General features: G+C 61.2%; 17 protein-coding genes. 13 read left to right on the forward strand and 4 right to left on the reverse strand.

The features are described from left to right. Positions 1 to 47: 47 nt before the first annotated feature. The 9 genes from ASC45_RS09560 to pbpG all read left to right on the forward strand — a co-directional run bounded on the left by ASC45_RS09560 (position 48) and on the right by pbpG (position 8835). Positions 48 to 446, forward strand: coding sequence for an ArsR/SmtB family transcription factor (locus ASC45_RS09560; protein WP_055450806.1), 399 nt, complete (start codon positions 48 to 50; stop codon positions 444 to 446). A gap of 14 nt (positions 447 to 460) precedes the next feature. After that, a complete protein-coding gene (gene soxC, locus ASC45_RS09565; RefSeq protein ID WP_055450807.1) occupies positions 461 to 1840 on the forward strand; it encodes a sulfite dehydrogenase in 1380 nt (459 codons plus the stop codon). Then, positions 1818 to 2942, forward strand: a complete 1125-nt coding sequence (locus ASC45_RS09570) for a c-type cytochrome (protein ID WP_055450808.1) — start codon at positions 1818 to 1820, stop codon at positions 2940 to 2942. The genes soxC and ASC45_RS09570 overlap by 23 nt, the downstream gene beginning before the upstream one ends. A 50-nt stretch (positions 2943 to 2992) precedes the next feature. Then, positions 2993 to 3466, forward strand: a complete 474-nt coding sequence (gene soxY / locus ASC45_RS09575; protein WP_055450809.1) for a thiosulfate oxidation carrier protein SoxY — start codon at positions 2993 to 2995, stop codon at positions 3464 to 3466. A gap of 75 nt (positions 3467 to 3541) precedes the next feature. Continuing rightward, on the forward strand, positions 3542 to 3853 hold the full coding sequence (gene soxZ / locus ASC45_RS09580; RefSeq protein WP_055450810.1) for a thiosulfate oxidation carrier complex protein SoxZ: 312 nt from the start codon (positions 3542 to 3544) through the stop codon (positions 3851 to 3853). Between the two features lie 70 nt (positions 3854 to 3923). Beyond that, positions 3924 to 4772 (forward strand): sulfur oxidation c-type cytochrome SoxA, encoded by an 849-nt coding sequence (gene soxA / locus ASC45_RS09585; RefSeq protein ID WP_055450811.1) that lies wholly within the window; start codon positions 3924 to 3926, stop codon positions 4770 to 4772. 16 nt (positions 4773 to 4788) lie between these two features. Further along, entirely contained in the window at positions 4789 to 5439 is a 651-nt protein-coding gene (soxX, locus tag ASC45_RS09590) for a sulfur oxidation c-type cytochrome SoxX (RefSeq protein WP_055450812.1), read from the forward strand. Positions 5440 to 5523: 84 nt separating this feature from the next. Beyond that, entirely contained in the window at positions 5524 to 7263 is a 1740-nt protein-coding gene (soxB, locus tag ASC45_RS09595; RefSeq protein WP_055450813.1) for a thiosulfohydrolase SoxB, read from the forward strand. Between the two features lie 228 nt (positions 7264 to 7491). Continuing rightward, positions 7492 to 8835 (forward strand): D-alanyl-D-alanine endopeptidase, encoded by a 1344-nt coding sequence (gene pbpG, locus ASC45_RS09600; protein WP_055450814.1) that lies wholly within the window; start codon positions 7492 to 7494, stop codon positions 8833 to 8835. Positions 8836 to 8919: 84 nt separating this feature from the next. Here pbpG and ASC45_RS09605 read toward each other — a convergent pair whose 3' ends face one another. Beyond that, a complete protein-coding gene (locus ASC45_RS09605) occupies positions 8920 to 9729 on the reverse strand; it encodes an IclR family transcriptional regulator (RefSeq protein WP_055450815.1) in 810 nt (269 codons plus the stop codon). 171 nt (positions 9730 to 9900) lie between these two features. Here ASC45_RS09605 and ASC45_RS09610 point away from each other — a divergent pair, with 171 nt between their 5' ends. Further along, positions 9901 to 10632, forward strand: coding sequence for a (Fe-S)-binding protein (locus ASC45_RS09610; RefSeq protein ID WP_055450816.1), 732 nt, complete (start codon positions 9901 to 9903; stop codon positions 10630 to 10632). A gap of 2 nt (positions 10633 to 10634) precedes the next feature. Next, positions 10635 to 12056 (forward strand): LutB/LldF family L-lactate oxidation iron-sulfur protein, encoded by a 1422-nt coding sequence (locus ASC45_RS09615; RefSeq protein WP_055450817.1) that lies wholly within the window; start codon positions 10635 to 10637, stop codon positions 12054 to 12056. Between the two features lie 12 nt (positions 12057 to 12068). Here ASC45_RS09615 and ASC45_RS09620 read toward each other — a convergent pair whose 3' ends face one another. Further along, the gene (locus ASC45_RS09620) at positions 12069 to 12824 is read right to left on the reverse strand and encodes an arginyltransferase (RefSeq protein ID WP_055450818.1); all 756 of its coding nucleotides are present in this window, start codon (positions 12822 to 12824) and stop codon (positions 12069 to 12071) included. After that, a complete protein-coding gene (aat, locus tag ASC45_RS09625) occupies positions 12821 to 13564 on the reverse strand; it encodes a leucyl/phenylalanyl-tRNA--protein transferase (RefSeq protein ID WP_055450819.1) in 744 nt (247 codons plus the stop codon). Before aat ends, ASC45_RS09620 begins: the two co-directional genes overlap by 4 nt. 24 nt (positions 13565 to 13588) lie before the next feature. Between aat and ASC45_RS09630 the strand changes: the two genes are divergently transcribed. Further along, entirely contained in the window at positions 13589 to 14116 is a 528-nt protein-coding gene (locus ASC45_RS09630; protein WP_055450820.1) for a gamma carbonic anhydrase family protein, read from the forward strand. After that, complete coding sequence (gene hslO, locus ASC45_RS09635; protein ID WP_055450821.1) at positions 14113 to 15054, forward strand: Hsp33 family molecular chaperone HslO; 942 nt, start codon at positions 14113 to 14115, stop codon at positions 15052 to 15054. Before ASC45_RS09630 ends, hslO begins: the two co-directional genes overlap by 4 nt. Here the strand turns inward: hslO and ftsB are convergent. Then, positions 15048 to 15395 (reverse strand): cell division protein FtsB, encoded by a 348-nt coding sequence (gene ftsB, locus ASC45_RS09640; protein ID WP_055450822.1) that lies wholly within the window; start codon positions 15393 to 15395, stop codon positions 15048 to 15050. The genes hslO and ftsB overlap by 7 nt on opposite strands. Positions 15396 to 15398: the final 3 nt, after the last annotated feature.

Raw genomic sequence — 15398 nt, forward strand, 5'->3', positions numbered from 1 at the left:
TGGGGATGGTTTGAAAAATATCAGTGCTTGCTTATAAGCAAATCCATATGCCGCAAAACGACACGCTCCCGGAACTGGTGACGCCGCCCGCAGATGATCTCTCGGTCGACGCGGAACGGGTGTTCGATTCAGCCGCCGAACTCTTCGGTGTCCTCGCCACCCCCCTGCGCTTGCGCATCCTCAATTCCATCTGTACAGGCGAAAAAAGCGTGACAGAAATCATGGACTCGGTCGATTCGACCCAGCCCAACGTGTCCCAGCATCTCAAGGTGTTGTATCAAGCCGGTGTCGTCGCCAAGCGCCGCGTCGGCAATCTGGTTTATTACCGTGTGCAGAGCGAGAAGGCAGTGCAGTTGTGCCGGACCGTGTGTACTCAAATTGCCATCGAGCTCGATGATCCCGAATCGGTTTCGCAGACGGATCGACTGGCCCGACGTGCTTACTAAGAGCGAGAAAGAGGATGAGTGACTACACAAAGAAGCTAGGCCGGCTGCGTAAAGCACCGGAAAACTTCCTGAGCGCTGAGCAGATTGCCCAGGTTCAGGGAGGCCGCCGCGATTTTTTGCGTAAGGCATTTCTGACCGCCAGCGCCACCATGGCCGCTGGAGGTGCAGCGAATGTCTATGCCGCGGATCGCAAGGACTGGGAGGGTGACAAGGGCAGCAAGTTCATCCTCAAGGAACAGGAGTGGCGCACCACTCTAGGCGCCCCGGTCAACGAGCCGCCCTACGGCATGCCGTCCAAGTACGAAAAGGACCTGGTCCGCCGCATCAGCCCCGGTCTGGCCGCGGTGAATCAGGCCAACGTGGCCTTCGCGCCGCTGCAGGGCATGTTCGGCATCGTCACTCCCGCGGGTCTGCACTTCAACCGCTCGCACCAGGGCTGGTACGACATCAACCCTGAAGATTTCCGCTTCATGGTGATGGGTGAGAAGAACCTCATCAAGAATCCCAAGGTCTACACCGTGGGCGACATCATGCGCATGCAGCCGGTGTCGCGTTTCCACTTCATCGAGTGCGGCGCCAACTCCGCGATGGAATGGGGTAACGTGGCCCTGCCAACCGTGCAATACACGCACGGCATGGTGTCCTGCTCCGAGTTCACCGGCGTGCCGCTGATCGACATCCTCGAAGACTGCGGCGCCGACCTCAAGGGTGTGCGCTTCATCATGGCCGAAGGCGCGGACGGTTCCACCGAAAACCGCACCATCCCGATGTCGCTCGTGCTGTCCGGCGAGGTGCTCGTGGCCTACGGTCAGAACGGCGAAATGCTGCGCCCTGAAAACGGCTACCCGCTGCGCTTGGTGGTGCCGGGTGTCGAAGGTGTGTCCAACATCAAGTACCTGCGTCGCATCAAGCTCGGCACCCAGCCTTTCGCCACCAAGGACGAAACCGTGGGCTACGTCGATCTGATGCCGGACGGCCGTCTGCGCCAGTACACCTCGGTGATGGAAGTCAAGTCGGTGATCACATCGCCTTCCGGTGGCCAGGTGCTGCTCGACAAAGGTCTGTACAACGTCTCGGGCCTGGCTTGGTCGGGCCGTGGCAAGATCAAGCGCGTCGATGTGTCGTTCGATGGTGGCGTGAACTGGCAGCCTGCCCGCCTTGAAGGCCCCATCCAGAGCAAAGCTTTCACCCGATTCAATGTTCCCTGGGTCTGGAAAGGCCAAGTCGCCTTCATGCAGAGTCGTGCGATCGACGAAACCGGCATGGTGCAACCCACCTACGAAGAGTTGCGCAAAGTGCGCGGCACCCGGTCTGTCTATCACAACAACGCAATCCAAACCTGGCAAGTTGAAGAAAATGGAGATGTTCGCAATGTCCAACTCGCGAATTCGTAAAGCCGCGCTGGCGGTCATTCTGGGTGGCGTGTTCACCGCCGGTGCCACGCTGGCGCAGGCCGCAGGTGTGCCGATCCATCCCCAAGTTCCTGCAAAGGATGTCAAGCTCGACGGCAGCCTGGGCCGTGCTGCCACGCCGGATGAAATCAAGGCGTGGAACATCGACGTGCGTCCCGACTTCCAGGGCTTGCCCGCTGGCTCCGGCAGTGTCGCCACGGGCACCAAGCTGTGGGAAGCCAAGTGCGCGTCCTGCCACGGTGATTTCGCCGACTCCAACGCGGTGTTCCCTCCCCTGGTTGGCGCTTACCAGGCCACCAAGCAGGACATCAAGACGGGTCGTGTCGCCAAGCTGGCGGACATCAACGATGGGGCAACCACCATCGAGAAGCTGTCCACGGTGTCCACGCTGTTCGACTACATCCACCGTGCCATGCCCTGGAACGAGCCTGGCTCGCTCACCTGGGACGACACCTACGCGCTGGTCGCCTATCTGCTGAACCTGGCGAACGTGGTGCCCAGCAACTTCGTGCTGACCCGCGACAACGTGCAACAGGTTCAAGACATGCTGCCCAACCGCAATGGCATGATCTGGAACCACGGCATGTGGCCCGGCAAGGAGATCGGGAATGGGGGTATCCCGGATACCCACAACAAGGATTGCATGAAAAACTGCGCTCCAGCTCCCAAAATCACCAGCTTCATTCCTGAGTTTGCGCTGAACAACAACGGTAACCTCGCGGATCAATACCGTACCTGGGGTCCGATCCGCGGCATGGTGACCGAGTCGGCCGCAGAGCAGGAAAAGAAAGCCAAGGAAAAAGCCGCGGCTGCCGATAATCCCGGTGCCAAGGTGGTTGCTCTTTTGAAGGACAAGTCCTGCCTGGCTTGCCACAGCCTGGGTGACACCAAGCTGGTCGGGCCTGGTTACAAGGAAGTCGCGGCCAAATACGGCGGCAAGAAGGACATGGTCGCCGAGCTGACCACACGCATCATCAAGGGCGGTTCAGGTGTCTGGGGTTCCATCCCCATGCCGCCGCAGACCATCAGCGAAGCCGATGCCAAGATGATTGCGCAGTGGATTGTCGACGGCGCGAAGCAGTAATACGTTATCAAGATGCAGGACCCGTCCTGTTCACTTTAAGGAGAAGACTGATGAATCAAACTCGTCGCCAGGTCATGCAGATCGGTGCAGGCGCTGCTGCCATGGGCGTTGCTGCAACCGCTGGTCTCATGCCCAATATCGCCCTGGCCGCTGACGCCCCGGGCTGGAATGCTCCGCTGTTCGAAGCCAAGTCGTTCGCCGACGTGGCCAAGATCTGGGGTGCCACGCCCACGGAAAGCACCGATGTCTCCATCATCGGTCCGGACATCGCCGAAAACGGTGCCGTGGTTCCGGTGGGTGTGAAGAGCAACGCAGCCGGCACCACGGCGCTGGGCATTGTGGTCGAGAAAAACCCGACTTCGCTGGTTGCCCAGTTCAACATGACCGATGCGTCTGTGCCCAATGTGGCCACCCGCATCAAAATGGCGCAAACCTCCAACGTTTACGCTGTCGCGAAAGTGGGTGACAAGCTGCTGTACACCAAGAAAGAGATCAAGGTCACCCTCGGTGGCTGCGGCGGCTGATCGCACCTCAACGCGTTTTCATCGAAATTTTGGGTGCTGACAACACGGCACTCACTCAGATAAAGGAGTAAGACTATGGCTTTCCCGATGCGTATGCGGGCAAACGTCGAAGGCGACGCAGTTGTGGTGCGCGTGCTGATGACCCACCCCGAAGAAACTGGCCTTCTGAAAGACAAAGAGGGCAAGATCATTCCCGCCCACTTCATCCAGACCGTGACCTGCAAAAGCGGTGACAAGACGGTGCTGACCTGCGACTGGGGTACGGCCATCTCCAAGAACCCATTCCTGGAGTTCCGTTTCAAGGGCGGCAAGTCCGGCGACAAGGTGACCGTGTCCTGGATCGACAACAAGGGCGATACGTCCACTGCAGACACCACGGTGTCCTGATGCATCTTGTGCGCGAGGCTGAGACCTTCGGTCTCGCGCATTCTGATTTATTCACCGCTGCGAGGAGACTATGAGAAACCGTACAAAAAAAGCTGCAATGCTGGCCGGTGTTGCTCTGCCTGCCATGATGTGGGCGGGTGCACTGACCCATCAGGCGCAGGCCGCCGAATCCGTTACCCAGGAAGGCAACGCCTATCTTGCCTTGATGAACGAAATGGGTGGCAACCCCGCTGACTTCAATATCGATGACGGCAAGAAACTCTGGAAAGAGAAGCGCGGCCCCAAGAACGCCACGATGGAGCAATGCAACCTGGGCCTCGGCCCCGGCGTGCTCAAGGGCGCTTACGCTCAACTTCCCCGTTACTTTGCCGATACCGGCAAAGTGCAGGATCTCGAATCCCGTCTGATCACCTGCATGGAAACACTGCAGGGCTTCACCGAACAACAGGCCGAGCATGACGCCTTTGCCAAGGAAAGCGGAAACGCCACGCCACTGGTCAACATGGCCATGTACGTCGCGCACGAGTCCGATGGCATGAAGATCGACATTCCGCAGAACACGCCTGAAGAAAAGCTGGCCTATGAAAACGGCAAGAAGCTGTTCTTCTACCGTGGCGGCCCGTTCAGCTTCTCCTGCGCCACCTGCCACTCGGAAAAGGGTAAGCGCATCAAGATCTCGGCCCTGCCGGATCTGGTTGACAGCGGCCCGAACGGTGCTCGTGTGTCGTATGCTACTTGGCCGGCTTATCCGAACTCGCAGGGCGTCGCCCGTACGCTCGAATGGCGTATGTTGGCCTGCTTCCGCCAGCAACGCTTCCCCATGCCGAAGATGACGTCCAATGCCGTTATCGACCTGATTACCTACATGGGTGTGAATTCGAACGGCGCCACGCTGCACACGCCGTCGTTCAAGCGCTGAGACCTGAGGAGACAACATGAAAAGAACCACTTTGTTCGTGCTCATGACGGCAGCGGCCGGCGTGCTGGGCGGCTGTGCTGGCATGAACCAATCCGCCTCCAGCGGTGGCGACCCCTTTGCGACCGCCTCTTTTCAGAGCATTCTGAAAAACGACTTCCAAGCGAAAGGTCAGGCCGGTCTGGATCGCCTGGTGCAGACCAAGCAGCAATACGAGTGCTCGAAGTACGAGTATCTGGGCAAGCCCATGCCTGAAGACATGCGCAAGAAGCTTGAATCCGAAGCGCTCGCGGGCATCGTCTATCCGAAAGACAACCAATATCTGGGCGACTGGAAGGCTGGTCTGAAGATTGCCCAGGACGGTAAGGGCAAGCAGTGGAGTGACAATCCCGACAAGCCCAGCGGTGGCAACTGCCTGGCTTGCCATGAGATGGTCAAAAACGATCCGTCGCAAGGCAATATCGGCCCTTCGCTGGTCGATTACGGCAAGCTGCGTGGCAACAGTGAGGCGATCCTCAAATACACCTGGGGCCGCATCTATGACTCTGCCGCCTTCAACGCCTGCAGCTGGATGCCCTCTTTCGGCGCGCACAAGATCCTCACCGAGCAACAGATGAAGGATGTCATGGCGCTGCTGATGGATCCGAAGTCGCCCGTCAACGCAAACTAACAATAAAAAAGCTCCAATTTGAGTGGCGCCCGCCTGATCGCTATGGATTTGGCGGGCTTTTTATTTTTTGATGAGGATATTTGAATGAGCCTGACCCGTCGTGAATTTATGGGTGTGCTTGCAGCTGCAGCAGCCACTGGTTTCCCCATGACCCGTGAAGCGACCGCTGCCGAGGTCAAGAATCTGTACAACCCGCCGAAGACCGGCAATGTGCACTTCCTGCACATGACGGATAGTCATGCTCATTTGCGCCCCGTGTATTTCCGTGAGCCCAATGTCAACATCGGCATCGGCACCATGGAGGGGCATCTGCCTCACCTCGTCGGTACCAACTATCTGAAGCGTGTCGGGTTCAAGCCCAATACTCGCGAGTCTTACGGCTTCACCTATCTCGATTTCGTGCGTGCGGCCAAGCAGTACGGCAAGATGGGCGGCTACGCTCACATCGCCACGCTGGTCAAGCAGCTCAAGGCCTCGCGCCCTGGTGCCCTGCTGCTCGATGGCGGCGATACCTGGCAGGGCACAGCGCTGTCGCTGTGGACCAAGGGCCAGGACATGGTCGACGCCCAGCTCAAGCTCGGGGTCGATGTGATGACCGCGCACTGGGAGTTCACCTACGGCCAGGACCGCGTCAAGGAAATCGTCAACAAGGACTTCAAGGGCAAGATCGACTTCGTCGCCCAGAACGTCAAGACTGCCGATTTCGGCGATCCGGTGTTCCCCAACTATGTGATGAAGCAGATGAACGGCGTGCAGGTCGCCATCATCGGCCAGGCCTTCCCCTACACCCCGATAGCCAACCCCGGTTATCTGATTCCCGACTGGACTTTCGGCATTGACACCGATCACATGCAGAAGGTGGTCAAGGAAGTCAAGCAGAAGGGTGCGCAGCTGGTCGTGGTCATCTCGCACAACGGCATGGACGTCGACCGCAAGATGGCCAGCCTGGTCGAAGGCATCGACTGCATCTTCGGCGGCCACACGCATGACGGCGAGGCCGTCGCTGTCGAAATCCGCCGTCCTTCGGGCGGCATGACGCTGGTGACGAACGCCGGTTCACATGGCAAGTTCATGGGCGTGATGGACTTCGATGTCCAAGGCGGCAAGATGGTGGGCTACAAGTACCGCCTGCTGCCGGTGTTCTCCGAACTGCTGCCCGCCGATCCGGAAATGGAGGCGCTGATCAACAAACTGCGCGCCCCCTATGAGAGCAAGCTCACTGAAGTGCTGGCGCACACTGAAGGCTTGCTCTACCGCCGCGGCAACTTCAACGGCACCTGGGATCAACTCGTCGTCGATGCGATGCTGGCTGTGCGCGGAGGCGACTTGGCCTTCTCGCCGGGCTTCCGCTGGGGCGGCAGCCTGTTGCCGAACTCGCCGATCACCCGCGAGGACATGATGACCCAACTCGCCATCACCTATCCGTACTGCACCCTCTCCGAAATGACTGGCGAGACGGTCAAGAACGTGATGGAAGACGTGTGCGACAACCTGTTCAACCCTGATCCTTACTACCAGCAGGGCGGCGACATGGTGCGCCTTGGCGCGCTCGAGTACAGTTGCGCGCCCAAGGAGAAGATCGGCAACCGCATTCAAGACATGCGTCTGGGCGGCAAGCCCATCGATCCGAAAAAGACCTACAAGGTCGCGGGTTGGGCACCTGTGCAGCAGGCCAGCGCCACGCCCGAAAATCCACCGATCTGGGATATCGTCGAGGAGTATCTGAAGCACCAGAAGGTCATCAAGCCCTTGAAGGTCAATGAGCCCAAGCTCATCGGCGTGAAGGGCAACCCGGGTCTTGCGAACTACAACAAGATGTTCTGATCGCTGACCTGCTTCAGCTACGCGGCCCACATTCCGAATGTGGGCCGTTTGCTTTGTTCCTGCCGTATGCGCAGGCCCTCTAGCTGTTTTTCAACGAGTCTTGACAAGACCCCAGCTTCTCGATTCAATCATTTGAGTTCAAAAACTCTATCCAAGTTTTTGATCTTGCTTGTTTTTAAGGCCTTTGTTAGGCTAGTCACATTCTTTTCATCTTGCCCCGCTGGTGCCATGCAGTTGCCTCATTCTCGCGTTGTGTCGTTCCGGTCGGGTCTGCTGCTCGCTGCGCTGTTTGCATTCCTGATGTCGGCGCTGCCCACGATGGCGGCAACGAATACCGAGGCGGCGCGTTCGGTGAAGAGCATCGATGCGAAGAAGCAGTCGGCGCAGCAGTCCCGTCAAAGTCAGCGCGCTCGCATCAACTCCGAGGCGAGTGTCGAGCGCAAGACGGTCGACAAGCAGGCCCGCCCACAGCGCAGGGCCATGCAGCAGGCCAAGCGCCGAGGCGTCGCAACAAAGGTCGCGGCCGAGAAGCGAACCTCCACGGTGCGGCGCGACAAGACTCCCCGAGTGGTGCGGCGAGTGGAGGCGACCCGGACCGCGGCAAGGCGTCCGGATCCGCAAATGCTGAAGACGGCACTCGTCTCTGGTGCCGCTTCTTCAGTGGTGCGCGCAACGGATAAGCTGCAGGTTTCTGCCGCGTCGACGGCAAGCAACGATGATCCGCTGGCACTTCGATCGGGTTCCGCCCTTGTCGTCGACGAGGGAACGGATCGGGTGCTCCTCAGCAAAAATGCCGATACCGCCCGTCCGATCGCCTCGCTGACCAAGTTGATGACGGCCGCGGTCATTCTCGACGCGCATCAGCCCATGGATCAGGTCATCGAAATCACGGATGCCGATATCGACACCCTGAAATGGAGTTCCTCGCGTTTGCGCCCCGGCACCAAGCTCACGCGCGAAGAGTTGCTCAAACTGGCGCTCATGTCCTCCGAGAATCGCGCCGCGCATGCACTGGCCCGCAATTATCCGGGCGGTCTGGCGGCCTTCATTCCGGCGATGAACGCCAAGGCGCGTGCGCTTGGGATGAACTCCACGCGCTATGTGGAACCAACGGGCCTGTCACCGGAAAACGAGTCGACCGCGCATGACCTCGCTTTGCTGGTCAAGGCGGCTTATCACTACCCCCTGATCCGCGAGTTCTCCACGCATCCCGAGAGCGAGGTCGATGTGGGGCAGCGAACCTTGCAGTTCCGCAACACGGATCATCTGGTGTTCAATCGCGGATGGGACATCCTGATGCAGAAGACCGGTTACATCAACGAGGCCGGCCATTGCCTCGTGCTTCAGACCAAGTTCGAAGGACGGCGCGTGATCGTGGTGTTGCTCGATGCCTGGGGCAAGTACTCGCACTTCGGCGATGCCCAGCGCATTCGCAACTGGCTCGAGGCCAAGGGCTTTGACGGCCTGCGCGATCCATTGGCCAGCGCCGGTGTGGATCGCGGTGTGGGCCATCCGACTCTGGTGCGTACCGCCTACATTGAGAAGGTCTCGCCTGCCCGTATGGGTGAGTGAGCCTGATGCGGTAGGTTCAGCCCAGATTGTTCATTAGGCGCGAGCAGGGCGACGCACCGTTCAACGACGAAAGCCCACCTGGCCTCATTTGCGCCGCGCTCCCTTGTAGCCCAGCGATGCGGAAATGCGTTGCGCGGTCAGTTGAACTTTCTCCAGCCAGTCTTCCATCAGACGGTCGGCAGGGGCGGAAAGTGAAAGACCCGCCACCAGATCGCCCGCGTCGTCGTAGATGCCGGCGGCCATGCATCGCACCCCCAGTTCGAGTTCTTCGTTGTCGCGTGCAAACCCGTCGACGCGGACTTTTCCCAGCTCGCGCTCCAACTGCTGCGGTTGCGTGATGCTGTTGCGCGTCTGACCAGCAAGTCCGGTGCGCAGAACGTAGGCCTTGACGCGAGCCGCGTCGTCCGCCGCCAGGAAGAGCTTACCCACGGAGGTCAGGTGCAAGGGCGCGCGGCCACCGACGGAGCGGATCACCTGCATGCCCGACTGCTCGCTGAACGTGCGCTCGATATAGACGATTTCGTCGCCTTGCCGCACACTCAGGTTGACGGGTTGATGCGTCAGCCGGTGAAGTTCGCGCATGGGCCCGAGCGCCGCATCGCGCACGCTCAGGCGGGCCTTGACCAGATTGCCGTACTCGAGCAGGCGCATGCCCAGGCGGTAGGTGCCGGCATCGACCCGCTCGACCATGCGGCCGACGACCAGATCGTTGAGGATGCGATGCGCGGTGGAGGGGTGCAGGCCGGTTGCGGCGCCGATGTCCTTGAGCTGCATCGGATCGGGGTTCTGCGCCAGCACATCCAGCAGCGCAAAAGCGCGTCCCAGCACCTGAATGGCGGGCTCTGCGGTCGATGCGGGCGGATCTGGCTTGCGGGAGTGGGAAGAATGCTGCATTGCAAAAATTTTATATCTTGGAATGAGCTTTTGTATATCGGAATGACGGGGATGGCAATGGCTTCTTCTGCCCCCCTCGGAGCCTGTCGGGCTTGAGGATCACGACCCAAGCACGACTGGCTCCTAACAGAGTGTCAACCCGCCGAAAGTTCGTCGATCGATAATGCGCCCATGAAAAAACGTGTGGGTCTGTTCATTACCTGTCTTGCCGATGTCATGCGACCCGGCATTCCCATGGCGGCCGTGGAACTGTTGGAGGCGACACACTTCGAAGTGCACGTGCCCATGTCGCAGACCTGCTGCGGCCAACCGGCCTACAACTCGGGTGATCGTCGCACCACCCTGGCGCTGGCCGAAAAGTTTCTCGATGAATTCGAGGCCTTCGACTACGTGGTCGCGCCATCGGGCTCGTGCATGGGCACCATCAAGACTCACTATCCCGATGTGCTCAAGGATCAGCCCGATCTGCTGCGCCGTTTCGCGGCCCTGCAGCCCCGGCTGTTCGAGCTGACCGATTTTCTGGTTCGTGTGGCCAAGGTGGCCGAGGTGCCCGGTCGCTTCGAAGGCGAAGTGACCTATCACGACTCTTGCTCGGGTCTGCGCGAGTTGGGCATCAAGCAGCAGCCGCGGCAGCTGTTGGCGCTCGTGCCCGGCCTGAGCCTGAAGGAAATGGAGCAATGCGAACAATGCTGCGGGTTCGGCGGCACCTTCGCGGTCAAATACGGCAATATTTCAGCGGCCATCGCAGATGACAAGTGCGCCAACATCAAGGCCACCGGGGCGCAAGCCGTGGTTCTGGGCGATCTGGGCTGCATGATGCAGATCGAGGGGCGCTTGCGTCGGCAGGGAGACAACACGACGCAGGTGCTGCACATCGCCGAAGTCCTCACGGGAAAGCGCTGACCATGGAATCACAGACTCTGCACTTCAAAGCGCGCGCAGGCCAGAAACTGGCCGATCAGCGTCTGCAGCAAAATCTCAAGAAGCTCTCGACCAAGTTCGTGACCGGCCGGGCGGCTGCGATCGCCGCGCTCGACGGCTTCGAGCAGATACGGGACGCCGCGGTCAAACGCCGCAATGTCGCCCTGAACACCCTAGATGTCTGGCTGGAGCGTTTCGAAGCCGAGGCCAAGCGCCGGGGTACCACCGTGCTCTGGGCGCAGACTCCGCAGGAGGCCGCCGATCTGGTGGTGAGAATCGCGCGCAACCACGGTTGCACACAGGCGATCAAGACCAAGTCCATGGTGTCGGAAGAAATGGGCCTGAACGCAGCGCTCGAGACGGCCGGGGTGCAGGTGACGGAGACCGATCTGGGCGAATACATCCTGCAGATCAACGGCAACGAGCCGCCGTCCCACATCATCGCGCCCGTGGTGCACAAGGACAAAGAGGAAATCGCCGATCTGTTCGCGCGCACCCACCACACGGCGCGCAAGACCGATATTCCCGAGATGACGCGTGAGGCGCGCGAGGTGCTGCGGGCGAAGTTTTTGTCGGCCGACATGGGCATCACCGGCGGCAATTTCGTCGTGGCCGAGACCGGCTCCGTCGCCCTCGTGACGAATGAAGGCAACGAAGGTATGTGCACCATCTTGCCCCGGGTGCATGTGGCGGTGACGGGTGTGGAGAAGGTGTTGCCCACACTTGAAGATCTGGCCGCGGTGATGCGTCTGCTGCCCCGTTCGGCCACGGGCCAGACCATCAGCAACTACTTTTCCGTCCTGACCGGGCCGCGCCGCGAGGGCGACCGCGACGGCCCGGAGCATATGTACGTGGTGCTGCTCGATGGCGGGCGTACCAGTCTGGTGGGCGGCGCATTTGCCGAGATGCTGCGCTGTATTCGATGCGGCGCCTGCATGAACCATTGCCCCGTGTATCAGAAGATCGGCGGCCATACCTACGGCTGGGTCTACCCGGGCCCGATGGGTTCGGTGCTGACGCCGAGTTACCAAGGCATCGAGAGCACGCAGGACTTGCCGCAGGCCGCCACGCTATGCGGGCAGTGCCAGGTCGTGTGCCCGATGAAAATTCCCCTGCCCGATCTGCTGCGCAAAATGCGCGAGCAACAGTTCGAACGCGACCTGCGCCCGGGCATGGAACGCTGGGCCTTGCGCCTGTGGAGCTATGCCGCCCGCCATCCCTGGCTTTACCGGCCGGGAGCGAGGCTGGCCTCGCGGTTTCTGCGCTTGCTGGGTGGGGAGCGCGGGCGCGTGCATCATCTCGCGGGTGCCGCGGGCTGGACGTCTTATCGCGATCTGCCCACGCCGTCTCAGGCGACGTTCAAGCAGCAATTCGCGCAACGTGCCAAGGACAGAAATCCGGTGTAATCGCCGGGTGCATCAGGCACTGTTTTCGAGCGGATCGAACCAGCGACCTTCCTTGTGAATTTCAAACGGCGTGAAGTTCGACTTGTACGCCATTTTGCGGCTGTGGGCGATCCAGTAGCCGAGGTAGACGTGGGGCAACTGCATGGCCCGCGCCTGTTCGATCTGCCAGAGGATGTTGTAGGTGCCGTAGCTGCTGTGCTCGTCTGCGGTCTCGAAAAAGGTATAGACCGCCGACAGACCGTCCGAGAGCACATCGACCACGGAAACCATCTTGAGCGCACCGAGCGTCTCGCCGTCCGGCGCGGGGGCGCGGAACTCCACCAAGCGGGTGTTCACCCGGCTTTGCAGCAGGAACTGGGCGTATTGATCGATGCTGTCGTGATCCATGCCGCCGCCCGAGTGGCGGGCGGCCTGGTAGCGCAGATAAAGCTGGTAGTGCTCGGGAATGAAGCCGAGCTTGAGCACGCGTACCGTCAGGTCGCCATGCCGCTTCCACACGCGCTGCTGGGTGCGGTTGGGCGAGAACCGCGAGGCGAGGATGCGAATGGGTAGGCAGGCCTGGCAGTCCTCGCACTGCGGCCGATAGGTGAACAGGCCGCTGCGTCGAAACCCGGCACGCACCAGGTCGGAATAGACATCGGCATTGATGAGGTGACTGGGCGTGGCGACCTGCGAACGCGCCATGCGACCCGGCAGATAGCTGCATGGATAGCTCGCCGTGGCGTAGAACTGCAGGGTCGTGAGCGGAAGCTCTTTGGGGTAGGTCACAGCCAGCGTGCGCAGTCGGTGAGAAAGGTCAAATCATCATACTGCCAGCTCGGTACCGGCGGCAGGCGGGTGGACTTGGCGACATGGTCCAAAAATTCGTCGCGCGCAATCGGCGCTGCACCCATTTGCGCCAGATACTCGGTCTGCTGCTGACAGTCGATCAGCTCGATGCCCTGGCGCAGGCAGAAACCGCAAAGCGCCATCAGCAGTGTTTTCGAGCCATCGGAAACCTGGGTGAACATCGACTCGCCGTAAAACATGCGGCCGATGCAAACGCCATAGAGCCCGGCGCGCAGCTTATCGTTTTCCCACAGTTCGAAGCTGTGCGCCAGACCGCGAGCATGCAGTGCGCCGTAGGCCTGCAGCATGTCGGGGGTGATCCAGGTGCCCTCGGCGGCGCGCACGGCGCCGCACTGCTGCATGACGAGCTCGAACGCGGAGTCGATCCGAACATGCCAGTCCTGCGCACGGGCGAATCGCCGCGCTGATTGCTTGAGCGAGCGGGTGACGTGCAGTCGTTCGGGCTGCAGCACCATGCGCGGATCGGTGCTCCACCACAGCACGGGCTCACCCGGGCTGAACCACGGGAAGATCCCCCGGCGATAGGCGCGCTCCAGCGTGTCGGCATCGAGCCGGCCGCCAACGGCAAGCAGGCCGGGGAAAGGCGACAATGCGGGTAGAGCCTGCGATGCGGGCGGAAAATCCTCACCCGGCGCCAGTCGGGCAATTTGCCAGTTCATGAACCATGTCTGGAGTGTTTCATCATGTCAATTTACCAATACGGTGCCTGGCGGCCCGAAATCGCGGCCGATGCCTATGTGGCGCCAGGGGCTCATGTCATGGGCAAGGTGCGCCTGCATGCCCGAGCCAGTGTCTGGTTTTCGGCGGTGCTGCGCGGTGACAACGAGTTCATCGACATCGGCGAGGAGGCCAATGTGCAGGACGGCGCGGTACTGCATACCGATCCGGGTTTTCCGCTGACCGTGGGCGCGCGCGTGACCATCGGGCATCAAGCCATGCTGCATGGATGCACTGTGGGCGAGAGCAGCCTCATCGGCATCGGCGCAGTGGTCTTGAATGGTGCCGAGATCGGCCGCAATTGTCTGGTGGGCGCGGGCGCGCTGGTGACCGAAGGCAAGGTGTTTCCCGACGGTGTGCTGATTCTGGGCACGCCCGCGCGCGTGGCGCGCGAACTCAGCCCGGAGGCCATTGCAGCCATGCAAGCCAACGCCCAGCACTATGTCGAACGCGCCCGGCGCTTCGCTCAGGAACTTCAACCGATTCATCCATGAACGATCAACTCGTCAAATTCATGCTGGGCACTGGCCATGTTCGCGGCGTTCTCGTTCGCCTCGAGGCCACCTGGGCCGAACTGCAGAAGCGCCGCACCTACCCCAAACCCATCGCTGCGCTGGTCGGGCAGATGGCAGCGGCCAGCGCCTTGCTCTCGGGGAGCCTGAAGTTCGACGGCGCGTTGATTCTGCAGATTCAGGGCGACGGCCCGCTGAAGCTCGCGGTCGCCGAGTGCCAGCCTGATTTCGGCCTGCGGGCGACGGCCAAGATGGCCGACGAGGGCCAGGACGATGCACCGTTGCCGAAAGACCTCGCCGCATGGGTCAACGCGCATGGGAAGGGGCGGTGCGCCATCACCCTGGATCCGCGCAACCCCGAGTCGGGTTTGCAGCCGTATCAAGGCATCGTGGCGCTGACCGACGCGAAGGGGCAGACCTTGCCTTCGCTGGCGGCCATGCTCGAGCAATATCTGGCGCAGTCGGAACAGATCGATTCACTGCTCCTGCTGGCCAGCAACGACCAGGCCGTGTGCGGCCTGCTGCTGCAGCGCATGCCCGGCACGTCGCAGAGCCCCGACGACGCCGAGCAGGCCGATGAGAACTTCGGCCGGGCCCGCCATTTGGCCGCCACCCTGTCTGACGATGAGTTGCTGCAGCTTGCGCCCGAGGAGATTCTCAGACGCCTGTTCTGGGAAGAGAACGCCCGGGTTTTCGAACCGCAGACCCCGCGCTTTCATTGCACCTGCTCGCGCGACCGGGTGGCCGGCATGCTGCGGATGCTGGGCCGAGAAGAGGTTGAAGCGATTTTGGCAGAACAGGGCGAGGTGGACGTGCGCTGCGAGTTCTGCGGTCAGGGCTACGCCTTCGATGCCATCGACGCAGCGCAGGTGTTCGTCAACACCCTCGCGCAGCCGCCGGTGACCTCAAACCGTCATTGATGGGCCGACGCCGACGTTCCAGTCGGCGATGATGCCGCCGCCGTGCTGGGCATGGCGGGTGCGGCCCCCTTGGGCGGCACGATCTGCACGAAGATTTCATCGGGCTTGACCATGCCCATCTCGCGCCGGGCCTGATCCTGCACGCCGCCCAGGCCCTCCTTCAGATCATGCACCTCGGCGGCTAGGCGGTCGTTGCTCTGCTGCGCCAGCGCGTTGGCCTGATTTTGCTGGCTGAGCTGGTTTTCCAGGCGCTGCACCGCAAACCAGCCCCGCTCGCCGAACCACAGCGGCCACTGCAACAGCACCAGCAGGCTGACGAGCAGGATGGTGACCCAGCGCATGGT

The sequence above is a fragment of the Thiomonas bhubaneswarensis genome (assembly GCF_001418255.1).
GTDB lineage: Bacteria > Pseudomonadota > Gammaproteobacteria > Burkholderiales > Burkholderiaceae_C > Thiomonas > Thiomonas bhubaneswarensis.